Origin of the sequence: Pseudomonas chlororaphis (assembly GCA_001023535.1) — a bacterium.
Classification (GTDB): domain Bacteria; phylum Pseudomonadota; class Gammaproteobacteria; order Pseudomonadales; family Pseudomonadaceae; genus Aquipseudomonas; species Aquipseudomonas chlororaphis_E.
Genome location: CP011020.1, coordinates 5,715,325 through 5,730,857, shown reverse-complemented (window position 1 = coordinate 5,730,857; position 15,533 = coordinate 5,715,325). Strand labels below are relative to the sequence as shown.

Genomic DNA, 15,533 nt, shown 5'->3' with positions numbered 1-15,533 from the left:
GGTTGCGATGCGCTGGGTTTGTATTCTCTTTCCGCAATTGGCGCTGGATGCCGCGCTGCGTCAGCGACCCGATCCCGACGAGCCGCTGGCGCTGCTGACCGGCCCGGCTCAGCGGCGGGTGCTGCAAGCGGTGAATGCGTCGGCGCGAGCTCTGGGCTTGCGTCCGGGCCAGACCATGACCGCTGCCCAAGCCTTGAGCAAAGGCTTTGCCACCGCCGAGTACGACGCCGCGCAGATCGAACACTGGCAGCAATTTCTGGCTGCCTGGGCCTACCGTTTCAGCGCCCAGGTCAGCGTGCATTACCCGCGCACGGTGCTGTTCGAGATCGAGTCGAGCCTCGGCCTGTTCGGTCCCTGGCCGGTGTTCGAGGCGCGGTTGCGGGCTGAGTTGGCGGCGCTGGGGTTCCGCCATCGCATCGTCGCCGCGCCGAACCCGGTGGCGGCGCGGGTGTTGGCCAATGCCTACGACGCCCTGGTGGTGCCCGATGACGAGGCCCTGCAAGCGTGCCTGGGGCAGATGCCGGTGGAACGGATCGGCCTGCAAGCCGAAGTCGCCACGGCGTTGTCACGCATGGGCTTGCGTCGTTTGAGCCAGGTTCAGGCCTTGCCCCGACATACCCTGGCGCGGCGCTTTGAAGCCCAGGTGCTCAAGCACCTCGATGCGCTCACCGGCAGCCGCACCCTGGCGCTGTCGTTCTACCTGCCACCGGACCGTTTCGATGTGCGCATCGAGCTCAACTACGACGTCCAGTCCCACCAGGCGCTGTTGTTCCCGTTGCGCCGCTTGACCGGTGACCTGTCGGCGTTCCTGTGCGGGCGTGACAGTGGCGTACAGCGCTTTGACCTGCACCTGGAACACGCCGGACTGCCGGACACGGTGATCAAGGTCGGCCTGCTCAGCGCCGAGCGGGAGCCTTCGATGCTGTTCGAACTGGCCCGTGGTCGCCTGGAACAGGTTCAGGTCGAAGCCCCGGTGCGCGGCTTTCGCTTGTGCGCCGAAGACCTGCCGAGCTTCGTGCCCCAACGCCTGGAGCTGTTCGATGAGCGCCCGCAACAGTCCTTGCCCTGGGAGCAATTGCGCGAGCGCCTGCGGGCCCGGCTGGGGGACGAAGCGGTGCAGGGCCTGGGGTTTCGCGATGATCACCGCCCCGAATGTGCCTGGCAGATGAGCGCCCAGCCTCGGCCACAGGCTTGCCGGGTGCAAGACGTGCAACGCCCCGGCTGGTTGCTCAGTGAACCCCAGGCCTTGTCGCCCAGCCAGGCGCAGATCCTCATGGGCCCGGAACGCATCGAGACGGGCTGGTGGGACGGCGCCGATGTGCGTCGCGATTACTACCTGGTCGAGACCCGCAGCGGGCAACGGGGCTGGGCCTATCGGCCGGTGGGCGAGGGTGGGCCGCTGTGGTTGCAGGGGTGGTTCGCATGAGCATTGGGTATGCCGAGCTGCATTGTCTGTCGAACTTCAGCTTCCAGCGGGGTGCCTCCAGTGCCCTGGAGTTGTGCAGGCGCGCCAGCGAGCAAGGCTACCAGGCCCTGGCGATCACCGACGAATGCACATTGGCCGGGATCGTCCGGGCCTGGCAAGCGGCCAGGGAACTGCAATTACCGCTGATCGTCGGCAGCGAGATCCAGGTCGAAAACGGTCCCAAACTGGTGCTGCTGGTGGAAAACCTCGAGGGCTATCAGGCCTTGTGCCGGTTGATCACCCGCGCTCGCCGGCGCAGCGAGAAGGGCCACTATCGCGTCGTTCGCGAAGACTTCGACGAGCCCTGGCCGGGCCTATTGGCGCTATGGGTGCCAGACGGCAAAGACGACGAAGCACAGGGTCGCTGGCTTCAGTCGATCTTCGCCGAGCGGTTGTGGCTGGCGGTCCAGTTGCATTGCGGGCAGGACGACCGGCGTCGACTGGCGGATTGGCTGGCGCTGGCCGATCGCATGCATCTTCGCGCCGTCGCCACGGGCGATGTGCACATGCACGTGCGTGGCCGTCGGGCCTTGCAGGACACCATGACCGCCATCCGCCACCACGTGACGGTCGCCGAGGCCGGCCAGCGCCTGCACCCCAACGGCGAGCGGCACTTGCGCAGCCTCCAGGCCCTGGCCGATCTCTACCCCCGTGCGTTGCTCGATGAAACCCTGGTGATCGCCCGGCGTTGCACCTTCGACCTGGGTCAGTTGCGCTATCAATACCCGCGTGAGTTGGTGCCCGAGGGCCATGATCCGGCGTCGTGGTTGCGGGAATTGACCGAGCGCGGCATGTGCACGCGTTGGCCTGACGGGGTCAGTGACAAGGTTCGACGACAGATCGACTGGGAGCTGGCGTTGATTGCCGAGCTGGGCTACGACAGCTATTTCCTCACCGTGCAGGACATCGTCAGCTTTGCCCGGCAGCAACGCATCCTCTGCCAGGGACGTGGCTCGGCGGCCAACTCGGCGGTGTGTTACGCCTTGGGCATCACCGAGATCGACCCGAGCCAGAGCAACCTGTTGTTCGAGCGGTTCCTGTCTCGCGAGCGCAACGAACCGCCGGACATCGACGTGGATTTCGAACATGAGCGGCGTGAAGAAGTCCTGCAATACGTCTTCCGGCGCTACGGTCGCCATCGCGCGGCGTTGACGGCGGTGGTCAGCAGCTACCACGGCGCCGGGGCGGTGCGGGACGTCGCCAAGGCCCTGGGCCTGCCGCCCGACCAGGTCAACGCGCTGGCCGACTGCTGCGGTCGTTGGAGCGATGAGGCACCGCCCGTGGATCGCCTGCGCGAAGGTGGCTTCGACCCGGACAGCCCGATCTTGCGCCGGTTGCTCGGCCTGACCCGGCAACTGATCGGCTTCCCCCGTCACCTGTCCCAGCACCCCGGCGGCTTCGTGATTTCCGAGCAACCCCTGGACACCCTGGTGCCGGTGGAAAACGCCGCCATGGCCGAGCGCACCATCATCCAGTGGGACAAGGACGACCTGGACGCGGTCGGGCTGCTCAAGGTGGATGTCCTGGCCTTGGGCATGCTCAGTGCGATCCGGCGATGCTTCGACCTGATCGAACACTACCGGGGTCAGCGCCATACGTTGTCATCGCTGCCCAAGGACGATCCGGCGACCTACGCGATGATCAGCCGCGCGGACACCATCGGTGTGTTCCAGATCGAATCACGGGCGCAGATGGCGATGCTGCCCCGGCTCAAGCCACGGAAATATTACGACCTGGTGATCGAAGTGGCGATTGTGCGACCGGGGCCGATCCAGGGCGGCATGGTGCACCCGTACCTGAAGCGGCGAAATGGCGAGGAAGCCGTCACGTACCCCTCGCCCGAGCTGGAGACGGTGCTAGGGCGGACCCTGGGCATTCCGTTGTTCCAGGAACAGGTCATGCAGATTGCCGTGGTCGCGGCCGACTACACCCCCGGCGAGGCCGACCAGTTGCGGCGTTCCATGGCCGCCTGGAAGCGCCACGGCGGGCTTGAGCCGCATCGGGTTCGCCTGGCCCGGGGGATGGAAAAAAATGGCTATTCCCCTGAGTTCGCCGCGCAGATCTTCGAGCAGATCAAGGGGTTCGGCAACTACGGCTTTCCCGAATCCCACGCCGCCAGTTTCGCCTTGCTGACCTACGTCAGCAGTTGGCTCAAATGCCACGAGCCGGCGGCATTCGCCTGCGCCCTGATCAACAGCTGGCCCATGGGGTTCTACAGCCCGGACCAGATTCTGCAGGACGCCCGCCGGCATCAATTGCAGATCCGCCCGGTGGATGTGCGCGCCAGCGATTGGGATTGCAGCCTCGAACCCATGGAAGGCCGGCAACCGGCGATTCGCATGGGGTTGCGCCTGGTCAAGGGGTTTCGCGAGGAGGACGCCCGGCGCATCGAAACGGCTCGCCGGCATCGGCCTTTCATTGACGTGGCCGACTTGGGCGAACGGGCGCAACTCGATGCCCGGGCCCAGGCGCAACTGGCCGATGCCGGCGCCTTGCACGGCTTGGCGGGCGACCGGCATCGCGCCCGCTGGGCCGTCGCCGGCGTGCAGAAACAATTGGGCCTGTTCGCCGGTTTGCCCAGCCAGGAAGAACCCCCCGTGAGCTTGCCGAAACCCACCCTGGGGGAAAACCTGTTTGCCGACTACACCACGCTTGGCACCACCTTGGGGCCGCATCCGCTGGCCTTGTTGCGCACCGAGCTGCGTGCCCGACGGTGCCGCAGCTCACGGGAATTGCAGGACGTGGAACATGGCCGCAACGTCAGCGTTGCCGGTCTGGTCACCGGCCGCCAACGCCCGGGCACGGCCAGCGGCGTGACCTTCGTCACCCTGGAAGATGAGTTCGGCAACCTCAACGTGGTGGTCTGGCGTGACCTGGCGGAACGCCAACGCAAGACCCTGGTGGGCTCGCAACTGCTGCGGGTCGATGGGCGCTGGGAAAGCGTGGGCGAAGTCCGCCACCTGATTGCCGGACGCCTGAGCGACCTGACCGAATTGCTGGCCGGCATCCAGGTGCAAAGCCGTGATTTTCGCTGACGCGGTTGTCATCTCCAACCGTTGCCGCTGCTGTGGCGAGGGAGTTTGCACCCGCTCGGCGGTGCAGCCGTCGTCAACAGCCTGGCGCGGTCTGCCTGAAGGATCGCCGATTTTGGGGCTGCTACGCAGCCCAGCGGGAGCGAGCTCCCTCGCCACGGTGAGCGTCTGAATCGGCGAGTATGAAACCAAACGCAGCCGCCGCGCTCGAAGCACTGAGCACAAGGGACTCGTGGTATGCCGATTCCCAGCAAGCCTGTTGAGGTTCACAGTCTTCTCATGGAGTTTTTATCCCACAATCACGGATGCCTCGGTTGGGGCGGTGAAATGGCCGGGCGCATCCGGGCGTTCGATTGGCGCCAGACCGAGTTGGGCGTTATCGAGCACTGGTCCGCGAGCCTGCGCAACGCGGTCCAGATGCTGCTCGCGTCGCCCCTGCCGATGGTGATGTTGTGGGGGCGCCAGGGTTTCATGATCTACAACGATGCCTATGCCGAGTTTGCCGGCGGCCGCCACCCGTACCTGCTGGGTTGCCCGGTGGAGCTGGGCTGGCCGGAAGTGGCCGATTTCAACCGCCATGTGCTGGACGTTTGCCTGGCCGGCGGCACCTTGTCCTATCGCAGCAAAGAACTGGTGCTGCTGCGCGATGGCAAGCCCGAAGACGTCTGGATGGACCTCTATTACAGCCCCGTGCCCGGTGAGGACCAGGCGCCGGCAGGGGTCTTGGCGGTCGTGGTGGAAACCACCGAGCATGTGTTGACCGAGCGGGCCCGGCAAGAAGCCGAGCGCAGTTACCGCGCCGTCAACGAGCGGATCCAGTTGGCGTTGTCGGCCGGCCCGCTGCTGGGGTCGTTCGTCTGGGACATCCAGGCCGACAGGCTCTCCGGTGACGAGCGCTTCGCCCGTAGCTTCAACTATCCGCCGGATTGTCCACTGGACGCGTTGCCCATCGAGATCGCCCGCCAGAGCATCCACCCCGACGACCTCGAGGAAGTGAACCAGCGGGTCGAACTGACCGTGCGCACTGGCATCCCGTATAGCGCCGAATATCGAATCCGCCGCCTGAGCGGTGACTACCTCTGGGTGCTCGCCAGCGGTCGGTGCGAGTTCGACGAGCTGGGCACGCCCCTGCGTTTTCCCGGCGTGCTGATCGACATCAACGAGCGCAAGACCGCCGAAGCGTCGCTGCTCAAGTTCACCCGCGACCTGGAGCGGCGCGTCGCTGACGAAGTGCAGGCGCGATTGAACGCCGAAGAGCAGTTGCGCCAGTCGCAGAAGCTCGAATCCATTGGTGGCCTCACCGGCGGCGTGGCCCATGACTTCAACAACTTGCTGCAAGTGATCGCCGGCAACCTGCACCTGCTGGCTCGCCATGAAGCGGACAACGTCAACGTGCAACGACGGGTCGGCGCCTGCATCGAAGCCGTGGAGCGCGGCGCCAAGCTGTCCACGCAATTGCTGGCCTTCGCCCGGCGCCAGCCGTTGTCACCGGCGGTCTACAACCCACGGCGCATCTACGACGGCCTGGTCGAACTCTTGCAACGGGCCCTGGGCGAAACCATCCTGATCGAAGTGACCTTGCCCGAGACCCCATGGTGCATCCACGTCGACCGCAACCAGCTGGAAAATGCCCTGTTGAACCTGGCGATCAATGCGCGCGATGCCATGGGCGGGGAGGGGACCATCCGCATGGTCGGCGAGAACATCGTGCTCGACGAAGCCTCCTGCGCCGGCAAGGGCATTGCGCCGGGCGAGTATGTGCGACTGTCGGTGATCGACCGCGGCGCGGGCATGCCGCCGGACATCCTGAACCAGGTGTTCGAGCCGTTCTTCACCACCAAGACCGAAGGCCAGGGAACGGGGTTGGGGCTGAGCATGGTGTTCGGTTTCGTCAAACAGAGTGGCGGCCATATCGAAATTGCCAGCGACCTGGGCAAAGGTACGCGAGCGCACATGTACTTCCCCCGCAGTTGCCAACCGGAAACCGACGAGCAACGCCCACGCGAACCGCTTCAGGCCGGCGAGCAGGAGACGATCCTGGTGGTGGAGGACAACGACGAGGTGCGTAGCGCCTCGGTGGAACTGCTGGAACAGTCCGGCTATCGCACGCTGACCGCCGCCAACGCCGACGTGGCCATGAAACTGCTGCTGGACGGCGCCTCGGTGGACCTGATCTTCAGCGACGTGGTCATGCCCGGCCTGATCAAGAGTTCAGACCTGGCGGCCTGGGCGAAAATGCAGGTGCCGCCGGTGCCGGTGTTGTTCACCTCGGGCCACACCCGCGACATCATTTCCCAGAACCACCAATTGAGTCCCGACACTCATTTGTTGAGCAAACCCTATGGTCCCGAAGCGCTGACCGCCATGGTCAGGTCGGTGCTGGGCCAATGAACGTCCCGGCAAACAAATGGAACCGAAGCCGTCGCCACACCTTCGAATAAGCAAGGTCGGTCACCAACCGGCCCTGTCATGAATGAGGTGGCTATGAACGACGATCCTGCAAACAACCAGCAACAAGGCCAACCGCGCAACGACCCGGCCATCGACCCCCAGGTCCAGCCGACACCCCCGGGCACCCAACCTGCCAGCCCTGCCGGCACGGACCAGGCCCAAAGCGCGGCGACTGAAGTCGACCAGAAGAACCATCACCAAGACAACGACAACACCTTCAGCCCCGGCTTCAAGCCAGACCCGGACCGGCCTGAACCCGGCGAAAGCACGGATGCCGATATTGATACGGATGGTGGTTAGTTTTTCGCACAAGAGCGTTCTCACGCTTTGCGTGGGAATGCCTTCGAACAAGGCCCGCCGCGCCGTCACGGACCAGGTCCAGGGCGCGACGAGTGACGTCGACCAGAAGAACCAACACCAGACAACGACAACACCTTCAGCCTCGGTTTCAGGCCAAGCCCGAACCGGCCCGAACTCGGTGAAGCACGGATGCCTGTATTGATACGGATGGTGGCTAGCCAACAAAAAGTCCCGTTTCTTAAACGGCACTTTTGAACCCCGTAAGTCGCCCTCCAGTGGAGTGGAGTTTTATGGAATGGATGACGGTGTCGACAATTCCATTCTATAGCCCGCGCCCGGTGCACCTTCATGTAACGCTGCTTGGATTTTTTCATACAACGCATTGGCCTCGGCGGTCGTGATCGATCGCGAGCAGTCACGTAACACAACCCTCAGTAGAATATTCTCCTGGTCGGGTAACAGCCCGAGTCTTTCAATGGCTTGTGACGGCAACTCGGACGAAATCCATCGGCCCTTGACCTGCATCTCTTCGATCCATCCCGAGCAGTCGCCGGCTGCCTGTAGCATCTTTTCAGTCAATACCTCCTCACTTAACCCTGGCGTCACTGCCACAGATATATCTCGGCTGATCGAAGGTAGACGTGACACTGCATTCCATGGTCGTAAATCATGCATCTGGGCCTGGACCCGTTCATTAGGGTCGCGCAGCAGGCGAATATCCGGGATTCCCTTGCGCAACATGGCCAATCGGTCCAACCCCATTCCCAGCGCCAGACCTCCGTGGCGCTGAGGATCGATCCCCAGTCGTTGCAGCAATGAAGTAGCGATAAGCCCACACTCCAGCACTTCGACAGCAGAGCCATCGTTCATCACATTCACCTCGATACCTCCTTCGGTATAGTGATGCGGGCTGTCGCTATAGATCCAGGGCTTGTCCGGAGTCGCCGCATTGAGAACATCGCCGACCAGGCGCAGAAGATGTTCACGGGATGAGAGTTCCGGCTCTCCCACCACCCATATATCCATCTGGTGCGGCTCGGCGCAGTGCCAACGATCACGACTGTCGCGACGGAAAGTGATCCCCGGAGCCGCCAGCAATATCAATGCTCCAGGCTTGCGGCTCTGAGCGGCATGCTTCAGCGCAATCGGAATCTGACTGGTGGTTTGCGTACGCAACAGCGAATGCTCATCCACCCAACGCGTGTGCGCGCTGCCTAAAGTTACTTCCGTCGGGTCATATCCGAGCAAGCCATAGTTTTCTTCGGCAGATACGACCCTTGGACCACTCTGTATCTGGGCTTGTGGCCAACCGGCGCGGGCCAACCCTTCGAGTACCTCGTTCATGATCAACCGGACCGCATGGGCGGTGGAGTGGGTTTCGGTCAGATCTGCAATGGACAAGGCCTGCTGAAGTGCGGCATCAGTCAGGTATTTTTTACTATCGCTCATTAGTAATGTCCTCCTTTCGAATTGTTTGATTAAGCTTGGGTAGCCAGTAAAAAAACTATCAACCTTAGCTCAGTCAAACAATAAAAGAAGGTAATTTTTTGAATTTTCAGAAGATGATTACAGATGGTTCCTACATAAATATCTGTTTATGTCTTTCGTTCAGTAAAATTAGAATTATTGATTCTAAAAAGATTTGGGAAAGGCATTCCAAAAACAAAATAAATTTGAATTAATGAATTACTCCTTTGCGCTGCAGGGGAGCCCAATAAAAAAGAGGATTAAATATGAAAAAGCAGAAAATTAATCAGGAAAAATTGAACAGGATTACTTCGGGTCCTGAAAATTTTGGATGGGCACCGCTGGCTTGGGCCTATATAGATGATTGATTGCTACTGACTGAGAGGGTGGCATGGACAGGCCACCCTTTTATAAAAGGAAATTTTTTATGTCAACCACAATAAGTATTCCTAGTCTTTTTGGCGATGAAGAGTTCTGGGTTCTCGCAGATTCAATACCTTTTCTTGATGAATGCTCGCAGCGAGGGCTGAACGCTGCGGATATAAACGAAGTGAAGCAGCTTCCTCTCAATAGTGTGATTTTCTCCTTTAGTAATAGCGCCGCTAAGCTTACGTTGGCACTTGCCCAGTCTACGCAGAAAAAGAGAAGCGTTTTCTGCGCCACTCAGGTCTTCGAACCCTCGTTGCACTGCGCAAATTACAGTTTGAGTTTGCTTCTGAATAGTGATTTTCAGGAAGCTTTAAAAAGGCAGCGGGTGGTTTTGAATATGCTTAATTCCAATTATTTGTTTTTGTTGACCGGCGACGGCTCCACTGGACAGATGGCTCTATCTCCTAAAGCGGAGCCGTACGCATTGATCGCGGAAGATGTCTCTGGTTATTTTATCCATTCTGTTGCGGAATTTTTCGAGGTTCATTATGCCCATATGAATCCTGAGGAGGCTTGCCCATTCTCTTTTAATGGAGTGTTGGAGGTTTCGGGGGTTTTGACTGTGCTGAGAAAACCTAATCCGATACTTCCCAAAGATATCGGGATGAGGCTTGGATTGCTATCCGATAAGATTTTTGAGAAGGGAGGTTTATTGGTTGTTGTTGATAACGAAGTTAAATCTTTGCGAGTTGATAATAGGGAGTACATGGAATTATTGACGGTTGCTGCTGGTGCTCGGGGTCTTCGATTGACCGAATTTGCAATTGGCGTAAATAGTGAAATAAAGCCACTCATCGATTACAAAATGAACTCGCAGTTGAACGAAGGTATAGACGGTGTGCATTTGGCTATCGGAGATGGGTCAAGCGGCTATCATATCGACTTTCTCAGCCCTGCTGTCAGCGTCACACCTATTGTTTGATGAAGTAATAACGCGAACGCAGGTATCAGCTAGAGTAGAATAATGTTCAAGCGATAAGATGAGGGGATATTAGAGGCGCCAACCCTATTCAGAATGTTCGCGCAAAGCCGGCTTTCATAAGTGAACCAATCACTAAGCCTTGCAGGCATAGGCCTGCAAGGCTTAGCGGTCATTGCTGAGAGCAAGCCCGGCTTTGTATTACTTACTAGGATGCGCCGCCTGGAGCTTCTTGGCGGCATCCAGATGGTGTTGCAGGTCCGGCAGCATTTTCTGCGCAAATGCCTTGAGTTCGGTGTTGCCGGCCTTTTTGTCGTCCGTCACGGTCTCGGCTTCTTTCTTGAACAGGGCGATGGTTTCTTCGTGGGCTTTCACCTGGTTGTTGGCGTAGGCCGCGTCGAAGGATTCATCACGCATGTCGAGGATCTTGGCCTTGGCCTTTTTCACCAGCGTGGTTTCATCCGGCACTTCAATGTCGTGTTTTTTCGCCAGGGCCATCAGTTCCTGGTTGGCCTTGGTGTGATCGGTGATCATCTTGTTGGCGAATTCTTTCACGTCCGCCGAGGCGCTTTTTTCCAGGGCCAGTTTGCTGGTTTCGATTTCTGCGATACCACCGGCCGCCGCGTTGTCGACGAAGTCGTTGGAAGTGGCAGCCCACGCAGTGCCCATGCTGGTGCTCAAGGCAATGGCCAGGCCGAGTTGACGCAGGGTAAATCCGTCCATAGGTAAGTCTCCGTTGAGGGTGATAGGACGATTGTTTCGTCTCTGTTCAATGGAGGTCTGGGCGCGAATAAAGGTTTGCCTGGAAAGCGTAGCGGCACGACGAACGGTCACCGCTGGTCGGATAGGCGGTCGACAGAACCCCGTCGAGGAGGCCATCCTGATAATCGACGGGCGCCGCAAAAAGCGTCTGCCACCGACCCACCAAAAAGGAGGTGTTCCATGCCGGTGTCTCACGATTTGTGCCAGGATCTCAACTGCACAAAAGACCACATCCAGCAAAAGCGCAGCGAGAACCCAAGGCTCGACTCGTTACTTCACAAATACTCCCAACTTGATGCCGAGGTGGTCGACGCCGAAAAGCCGTCTTCCCCAGCCCTGTCCGATGACGCCCTGGAGACGCTCAAGAAAAAACGCTTGTTGATCAAGGACGAGATCGCCGAGCACTTGCAGATGCAGTGACGGATGGCCCCGAAGGCCCCTGCGTTTGCAGGGGCCCTCCTATTGGAGCGGTCTGCCGCCCGAACCGTCGTGGCGAGGGAGCTTGCTCCCGCTGGGCTGCGGAGCGGCCCCCCACACAACCCCTTCAGCTCAGCGGATCCCAACGCTGCGACCAATCGCTGCCGGCCCTGACAATTTCTCGCAGCACCTCGAACGCCTGTTGCAACGCGGCTGAATCCCTGTCCCGGGAATAGACGAGGTAAGTCGGGTAATTGAATTCAGGCGCTTTGGGCACCCGTTCCAGGATGCCGCTGTCCAGGTAACTCTGCACGACCCGGGTGCGGAAGTAAGCGCTGCCACCATGCTCCAGGATGTACTGCAAGGCCAGGGGGCCGAGGTTGAAGGTCACGGCAGCCTTGGCTTTGTCGGGGAGCGCCGTGTCGTGCTGGCGGCGGAAGTCGGCGCACCAATCGATGTAGACATAGGGCTCGGGGCGTGCCGCCAAACGCACCATGATCAGTTTTTCTTCCAGCAGTTGCTCCACCTGCAACCGTGGCCAGTATTCGGGCTGGTACACCACCGCCGCGTCCAACAGGCCCAGCTCCAGCTGTTGCAGCAGCTTCTCGCCATCGCGGATGTCCATGCGCAGGGCATGTCCGGGGATCTTCTGGCGCAATGCACCGGCCCAGGCGAGCATCAACGGGTTGCACAGACTGACCTCGCCACCCAGGTGCAGGACGTTGCGATAGCCTTCGGGCAAGGGCAGGTCTCGCCGGGCCGCTTCCCAGGTTTGCACGAGCTGGTTGGCGTAGACCACGAACGCTTCGCCGTCGGCGGTCAGCCGCGCGCCGGCGCGATTGCGCACGAACAGCGCGCAACCGAGCTGGCTTTCGAGTTTCTGCACCCGGGCGGTGATTGCCGTCTGGGTGACGTGCAGTTTCTCAGCCGCGGCAGCGAGGCTGCCGTGGCGGACAATTTCCAGGAAAGTGCGGGCGAGGTCGATGTCCATGTTCAGGCCGGTACAGGGGAAGCGGGCATTGTAAGAGCTGCCACGCTTGCCCGATACCGCGAATCATTGGACGGGTTGGACCCGTTCGGCTCGCGCCCAGGGCGCCACCAGGCGTTGCGGCGTGCGGCAGGCGCGGTGCTTGAACACAAAACGATGGCACTTCTCGGCAAAGCCGTGGCGGTTGTCCACCATGTCGCGACGCATCTGTGCCAGCTCGCCGTCGCGGCAGGCCTGGATCGCCGACAGGCTTCGCTCGGCCTTGCGGACCCGCAGGCTTTCGTAGGCCGGATCGAGCAGGGCGCTGTTGGCCCGTTGCAGCAGCCATAGGCCGAACTCGTCGGGACAGCGCGGGCCGATCTCCTGGACCATGCCGTAGCGCAAGGCCTGGGTGGCACTGACGGGCAGGCAGTCCTGGGTGAGTGCGTAGGCCCTGTCCGGGCCAACGGCCCGAGGCAGGCTGTAGGTCCAGTATTCGGAGCCGTACAGGCCCATGGTCGCGTAGTGGGGGTTGAGCACGATGTCGCGCCGCGCCAGCACGATATCCGCCGCCAGGGCCAGCATCACGCCGCCGGCCCCGGCATTGCCGGTCAAACCGCTGACCACCAGTTGCCGGGCGCTGAACAGTTCAAGGCAGACGTCGTCGATGGCCTGGATGTTGGCCCAGGCTTCCAGGCCGGGGTCGGCGGCGGCTTGAATCACGTTCAGGTGCACACCGTTGCAGAAGCTGCCGCGGCCACCGCGAATCAGCAACACCTCGGTATCCCGCGTCTTGGCCCAGCGCAACGCCGCCACAAGGCGCTGGCATTGCTCGGTGCTCATCGCACCGTTGTAGCACTCGAATGTCAGTTCGCCCACGTGGCCGCATTCACGGTAACGGATGGGTTGGTAAGGCTCGTCGCTGAACGGCTGCCGGGCCAGTGAGCCGTCGAGTACCGGAACGCCCGCGAGCCGTTGGGCCAGCACATGGCGCGCTGGCCGTTTGAACGTCTGTTCGCCGGACTGCGGCTTGAGGCGCAGGGATCCGATCCACAGGCTGGCATCGCCTGTCGCCACCAGCACTGCGTCGTCACGCACGGCCAACAGGTTTCCGGGCACGCCGCGGCGTACATCCAGGTGCGCGTCGTACACATAAAACTGGCCGCCGGCCAGGCTTGCCAGCACGCCCGGCTGGCCGTCGGCGGCGTCGATGCAACGCTTGATGAACGCGCTGTTGTCGTGCCAGCTGAAGGTGCGATCGTCCTGGGTCATGTTCGGTTGCAGGCGTCCGACAACTTCACGGCGGCTGTAGTCCAATGGCACCGGGGTGAAACCGTTGAGGTATTTCTGCACGACCTCGCGGACACACTGGATCGCGGCATCGCTGACCGGGCCGTTATACAGCTCGGATTTGCGCAGGCCTTCGGGCAGGTGGAATTCGCACGTGGCCCAGACCGGTCCGGCGTCCATCTCCTCGACGGCCTGCAGCGCCGTGACGCCCCAGCGCTCGGGTTGGCGCATGAGGGCCCAGTCCAGGGCACTGGCGCCGCGGTCACCGACAATGCCGGGGTGAATGATCACCACCGGCCGCCGCGGATTGCGCCACAGTCGTTGGGGAACGCGGTCCTTGAGAAACGGGCAGATCACCAGGTCGGCGCCGCTGTCTTCGATTTGCTGGCAGACCGAGTCCGGGTCGGTGAACAGTACGACGCTGGGGCGATAGCCGGCTTCGCGCAGGTCCAGCCAGACGCGCTGGGTCAGGCCATTGAACGCGGTCGACAGCAGAATGATCTTCAGTGCAGACATGAAATTCCCTTCCTTGAGAGATGCAGGCACAGGCTCCCGATGAGCCGTCCCTGGCTGATGGAGGCGCTACGTTAGCGGTTGAAGGAGGGGGCGAAGCTGACAGGGGTCAAGGTTGCGTGCGCCGAGAGGCGTTGAGGGGCGCGCAGAAACACGAATCCCGCCATGGGGGCGGGATTCGTTTGCAGGCAGCAGGCGCGTGTTGCGCGCGGGCCTGGTCTTAGCCTGGGAACAGCTCGGACAGTTTCATCGCCAGCATCATGTCGCCTTCGGCGCGCAGCTTGCCGGCCATGAACGCTTGCATGCCATCGGTGCTGCCGTCGACGATGCCTTCCAGGGTTTCGCCGTCCATCACCAGGGTCACCTGGGCGTCCGGGTTCTCACCTTCCTGCAGCTCGCAGGTGCTGTCCTTGACGATCAGCGAGAAGTGCTTGTCATCGTCAATGCGGAAACCGAAGACCAGGTCCAGGCCGGCAGCGGCGGCTGGGTTGAACTTGGCTTTCATGGCTTGTACGGCGTCGGCTACGGAGGTCATGGTGTCGATCCTTATTTGGGTTGTACAGCAAGGGTCTTGGGTAATTCGGCCTCAGCGGAAGGTGATGAGGTCCGGGGCCTTCAGCAGTTGCAGGTGGGCGTGACTGTTGAAGGACGCCAGGGCCACCTCGCGCCCCCTGAATTTAAGCTGGTTGAGCGAGGTGTTGACGATTTGCCAATTCAGTTCGAAGGCCTGTCGGGCGGGAATCCGGGTGATCAGGTGGAGCAGGGCGGTGATGGTGCCGCCGGACGTGAACACGGCGATTTTCTGGCGGTTGTCGGCCTGTTCGAGGATCCGCTGCAGGCCGCCCTGGACCCGCTCGACGAAACCCAGCCAGCTTTCCAGGCCGGGCGGGTCATATCGCCCTTCGAGCCAGCGTTCGATGATCAGCGCGAAGATGCGTTGGAACTCGGCACGGTTCTGCGCGGCGTTGCGCAGGACATCCAGCGCCTCGGGCTCCTGTGTGAGCATGTTCGGCAACAGCGCGCGGATGACCGCATCGGCGTCGAATTCGTTGAAGGCTGCGTCGATTTCCAGCACGGGAACCGGCAGCCCGGCGGCGCTCATCTGGCCCAGGGCACCGGAGGCGGTGTCCTGCTGGCGACGCAGGTCTCCCGAGAGGCAGCGATCGAACACGACACCCAGTTCTGCCAGGTGATTACCCAGCACTTGGGCTTGGCGCACACCGTTGGGCGAAAGGACATCGTAGTCGTCCGCACCGAAGGAGGCCTGGCCATGTCGAATCAGATAGATGCTGCCCACGTCCGCGTCATCCCGGTACGTTGAAGGTTTGGCGAGGTTATGAGGATGACGGTGAGCTGTCAATGAAAAAACATACGCTTGTTTGAAATGTCCGTTGGAGCCTTGTTCGGCCTCGCTCGGACGAAGGTAACCATAGGTTTCTTGGCTGGCCGCGGCGCAGGCGCATGGGTATGCTGGAGGCGTTACGCGCCTGCGTTCAGTGGCGCATTGCATTTAAGGAGTCG

General features: G+C 61.2%; 12 protein-coding genes. 6 read left to right on the top strand and 6 right to left on the bottom strand.

Going from position 1 to position 15,533, the window contains the following annotated elements; all coding sequences use genetic code 11:
• Positions 1-7 precede the first annotated feature (7 nt).
• The 4 genes from VM99_24970 to VM99_24955 all read left to right on the top strand — a co-directional run bounded on the left by VM99_24970 (position 8) and on the right by VM99_24955 (position 7,248).
• The gene (locus VM99_24970; protein AKK01154.1) at positions 8-1,426 is read left to right on the top strand and encodes a DNA repair nucleotidyltransferase; all 1,419 of its coding nucleotides are present in this window, start codon (positions 8-10) and stop codon (positions 1,424-1,426) included.
• Entirely contained in the window at positions 1,423-4,500 is a 3,078-nt protein-coding gene (gene dnaE2, locus VM99_24965; GenBank protein ID AKK01153.1) for a DNA polymerase, read from the top strand. Before VM99_24970 ends, dnaE2 begins: the two co-directional genes overlap by 4 nt.
• 276 nt (positions 4,501-4,776) lie before the next feature.
• Entirely contained in the window at positions 4,777-6,888 is a 2,112-nt protein-coding gene (locus VM99_24960) for a histidine kinase (GenBank protein AKK01152.1), read from the top strand.
• A gap of 93 nt (positions 6,889-6,981) precedes the next feature.
• On the top strand, positions 6,982-7,248 hold the full coding sequence (locus VM99_24955) for a hypothetical protein (protein AKK01151.1): 267 nt from the start codon (positions 6,982-6,984) through the stop codon (positions 7,246-7,248).
• A 288-nt stretch (positions 7,249-7,536) separates the two neighbouring features.
• On the opposite strand, the gene VM99_24950 is transcribed toward VM99_24955, so the two are convergent.
• Positions 7,537-8,697 carry a phenylalanyl-tRNA synthetase subunit alpha gene (locus VM99_24950; GenBank protein AKK01150.1) on the bottom strand — a complete coding sequence of 387 codons (1,161 nt, stop codon included), beginning with the start codon at positions 8,695-8,697 and terminating at the stop codon, positions 7,537-7,539.
• Positions 8,698-9,142: 445 nt separating this feature from the next.
• Between VM99_24950 and VM99_24945 the strand changes: the two genes are divergently transcribed.
• Positions 9,143-10,066 (top strand): hypothetical protein, encoded by a 924-nt coding sequence (locus tag VM99_24945; protein ID AKK01149.1) that lies wholly within the window; start codon positions 9,143-9,145, stop codon positions 10,064-10,066.
• Between the two features lie 198 nt (positions 10,067-10,264).
• Here the strand turns inward: VM99_24945 and VM99_24940 are convergent, their stop codons facing one another.
• Positions 10,265-10,786, bottom strand: coding sequence for a membrane protein (locus tag VM99_24940; protein AKK01148.1), 522 nt, complete (start codon positions 10,784-10,786; stop codon positions 10,265-10,267).
• A 219-nt stretch (positions 10,787-11,005) separates the two neighbouring features.
• On the opposite strand from VM99_24940, the gene VM99_24935 reads away from it, so the two are divergent.
• Entirely contained in the window at positions 11,006-11,245 is a 240-nt protein-coding gene (locus tag VM99_24935; GenBank protein ID AKK01147.1) for a hypothetical protein, read from the top strand.
• A gap of 124 nt (positions 11,246-11,369) precedes the next feature.
• Here VM99_24935 and VM99_24930 read toward each other — a convergent pair whose 3' ends face one another.
• From VM99_24930 to VM99_24915, 4 genes are all read right to left on the bottom strand, one after another.
• Positions 11,370-12,233, bottom strand: a complete 864-nt coding sequence (locus tag VM99_24930) for a LysR family transcriptional regulator (protein AKK01146.1) — start codon at positions 12,231-12,233, stop codon at positions 11,370-11,372.
• Between the two features lie 63 nt (positions 12,234-12,296).
• Positions 12,297-14,015 carry a formyl transferase gene (locus VM99_24925; protein AKK01145.1) on the bottom strand — a complete coding sequence of 573 codons (1,719 nt, stop codon included), beginning with the start codon at positions 14,013-14,015 and terminating at the stop codon, positions 12,297-12,299.
• Between the two features lie 217 nt (positions 14,016-14,232).
• Positions 14,233-14,547, bottom strand: coding sequence for an SCP-2 family sterol carrier protein (locus VM99_24920; protein ID AKK01144.1), 315 nt, complete (start codon positions 14,545-14,547; stop codon positions 14,233-14,235).
• A 51-nt stretch (positions 14,548-14,598) separates the two neighbouring features.
• Positions 14,599-15,309 carry a phosphoglycerate mutase gene (locus tag VM99_24915; GenBank protein ID AKK01143.1) on the bottom strand — a complete coding sequence of 237 codons (711 nt, stop codon included), beginning with the start codon at positions 15,307-15,309 and terminating at the stop codon, positions 14,599-14,601.
• Positions 15,310-15,533: the final 224 nt, after the last annotated feature.

Excerpts from the sequence above, each read along its gene's own strand:
- VM99_24970 (AKK01154.1), top strand. The coding sequence starts at position 8 with ATGCGCTGGGTTTGTATTCTCTTTCCGCAATTGGCGCTGGATGCCGCG.
- dnaE2 (AKK01153.1), top strand. The coding sequence starts at position 1,423 with ATGAGCATTGGGTATGCCGAGCTGCATTGTCTGTCGAACTTCAGCTTC.
- VM99_24960 (AKK01152.1), top strand. The coding sequence starts at position 4,777 with ATGGAGTTTTTATCCCACAATCACGGATGCCTCGGTTGGGGCGGTGAA.
- VM99_24955 (AKK01151.1), top strand. The coding sequence starts at position 6,982 with ATGAACGACGATCCTGCAAACAACCAGCAACAAGGCCAACCGCGCAAC.
- VM99_24950 (AKK01150.1), bottom strand. The coding sequence starts at position 8,697 with ATGAGCGATAGTAAAAAATACCTGACTGATGCCGCACTTCAGCAGGCC.
- VM99_24945 (AKK01149.1), top strand. The coding sequence starts at position 9,143 with ATGTCAACCACAATAAGTATTCCTAGTCTTTTTGGCGATGAAGAGTTC.
- VM99_24940 (AKK01148.1), bottom strand. The coding sequence starts at position 10,786 with ATGGACGGATTTACCCTGCGTCAACTCGGCCTGGCCATTGCCTTGAGC.
- VM99_24935 (AKK01147.1), top strand. The coding sequence starts at position 11,006 with ATGCCGGTGTCTCACGATTTGTGCCAGGATCTCAACTGCACAAAAGAC.
- VM99_24930 (AKK01146.1), bottom strand. The coding sequence starts at position 12,233 with ATGGACATCGACCTCGCCCGCACTTTCCTGGAAATTGTCCGCCACGGC.
- VM99_24925 (AKK01145.1), bottom strand. The coding sequence starts at position 14,015 with ATGTCTGCACTGAAGATCATTCTGCTGTCGACCGCGTTCAATGGCCTG.
- VM99_24920 (AKK01144.1), bottom strand. The coding sequence starts at position 14,547 with ATGACCTCCGTAGCCGACGCCGTACAAGCCATGAAAGCCAAGTTCAAC.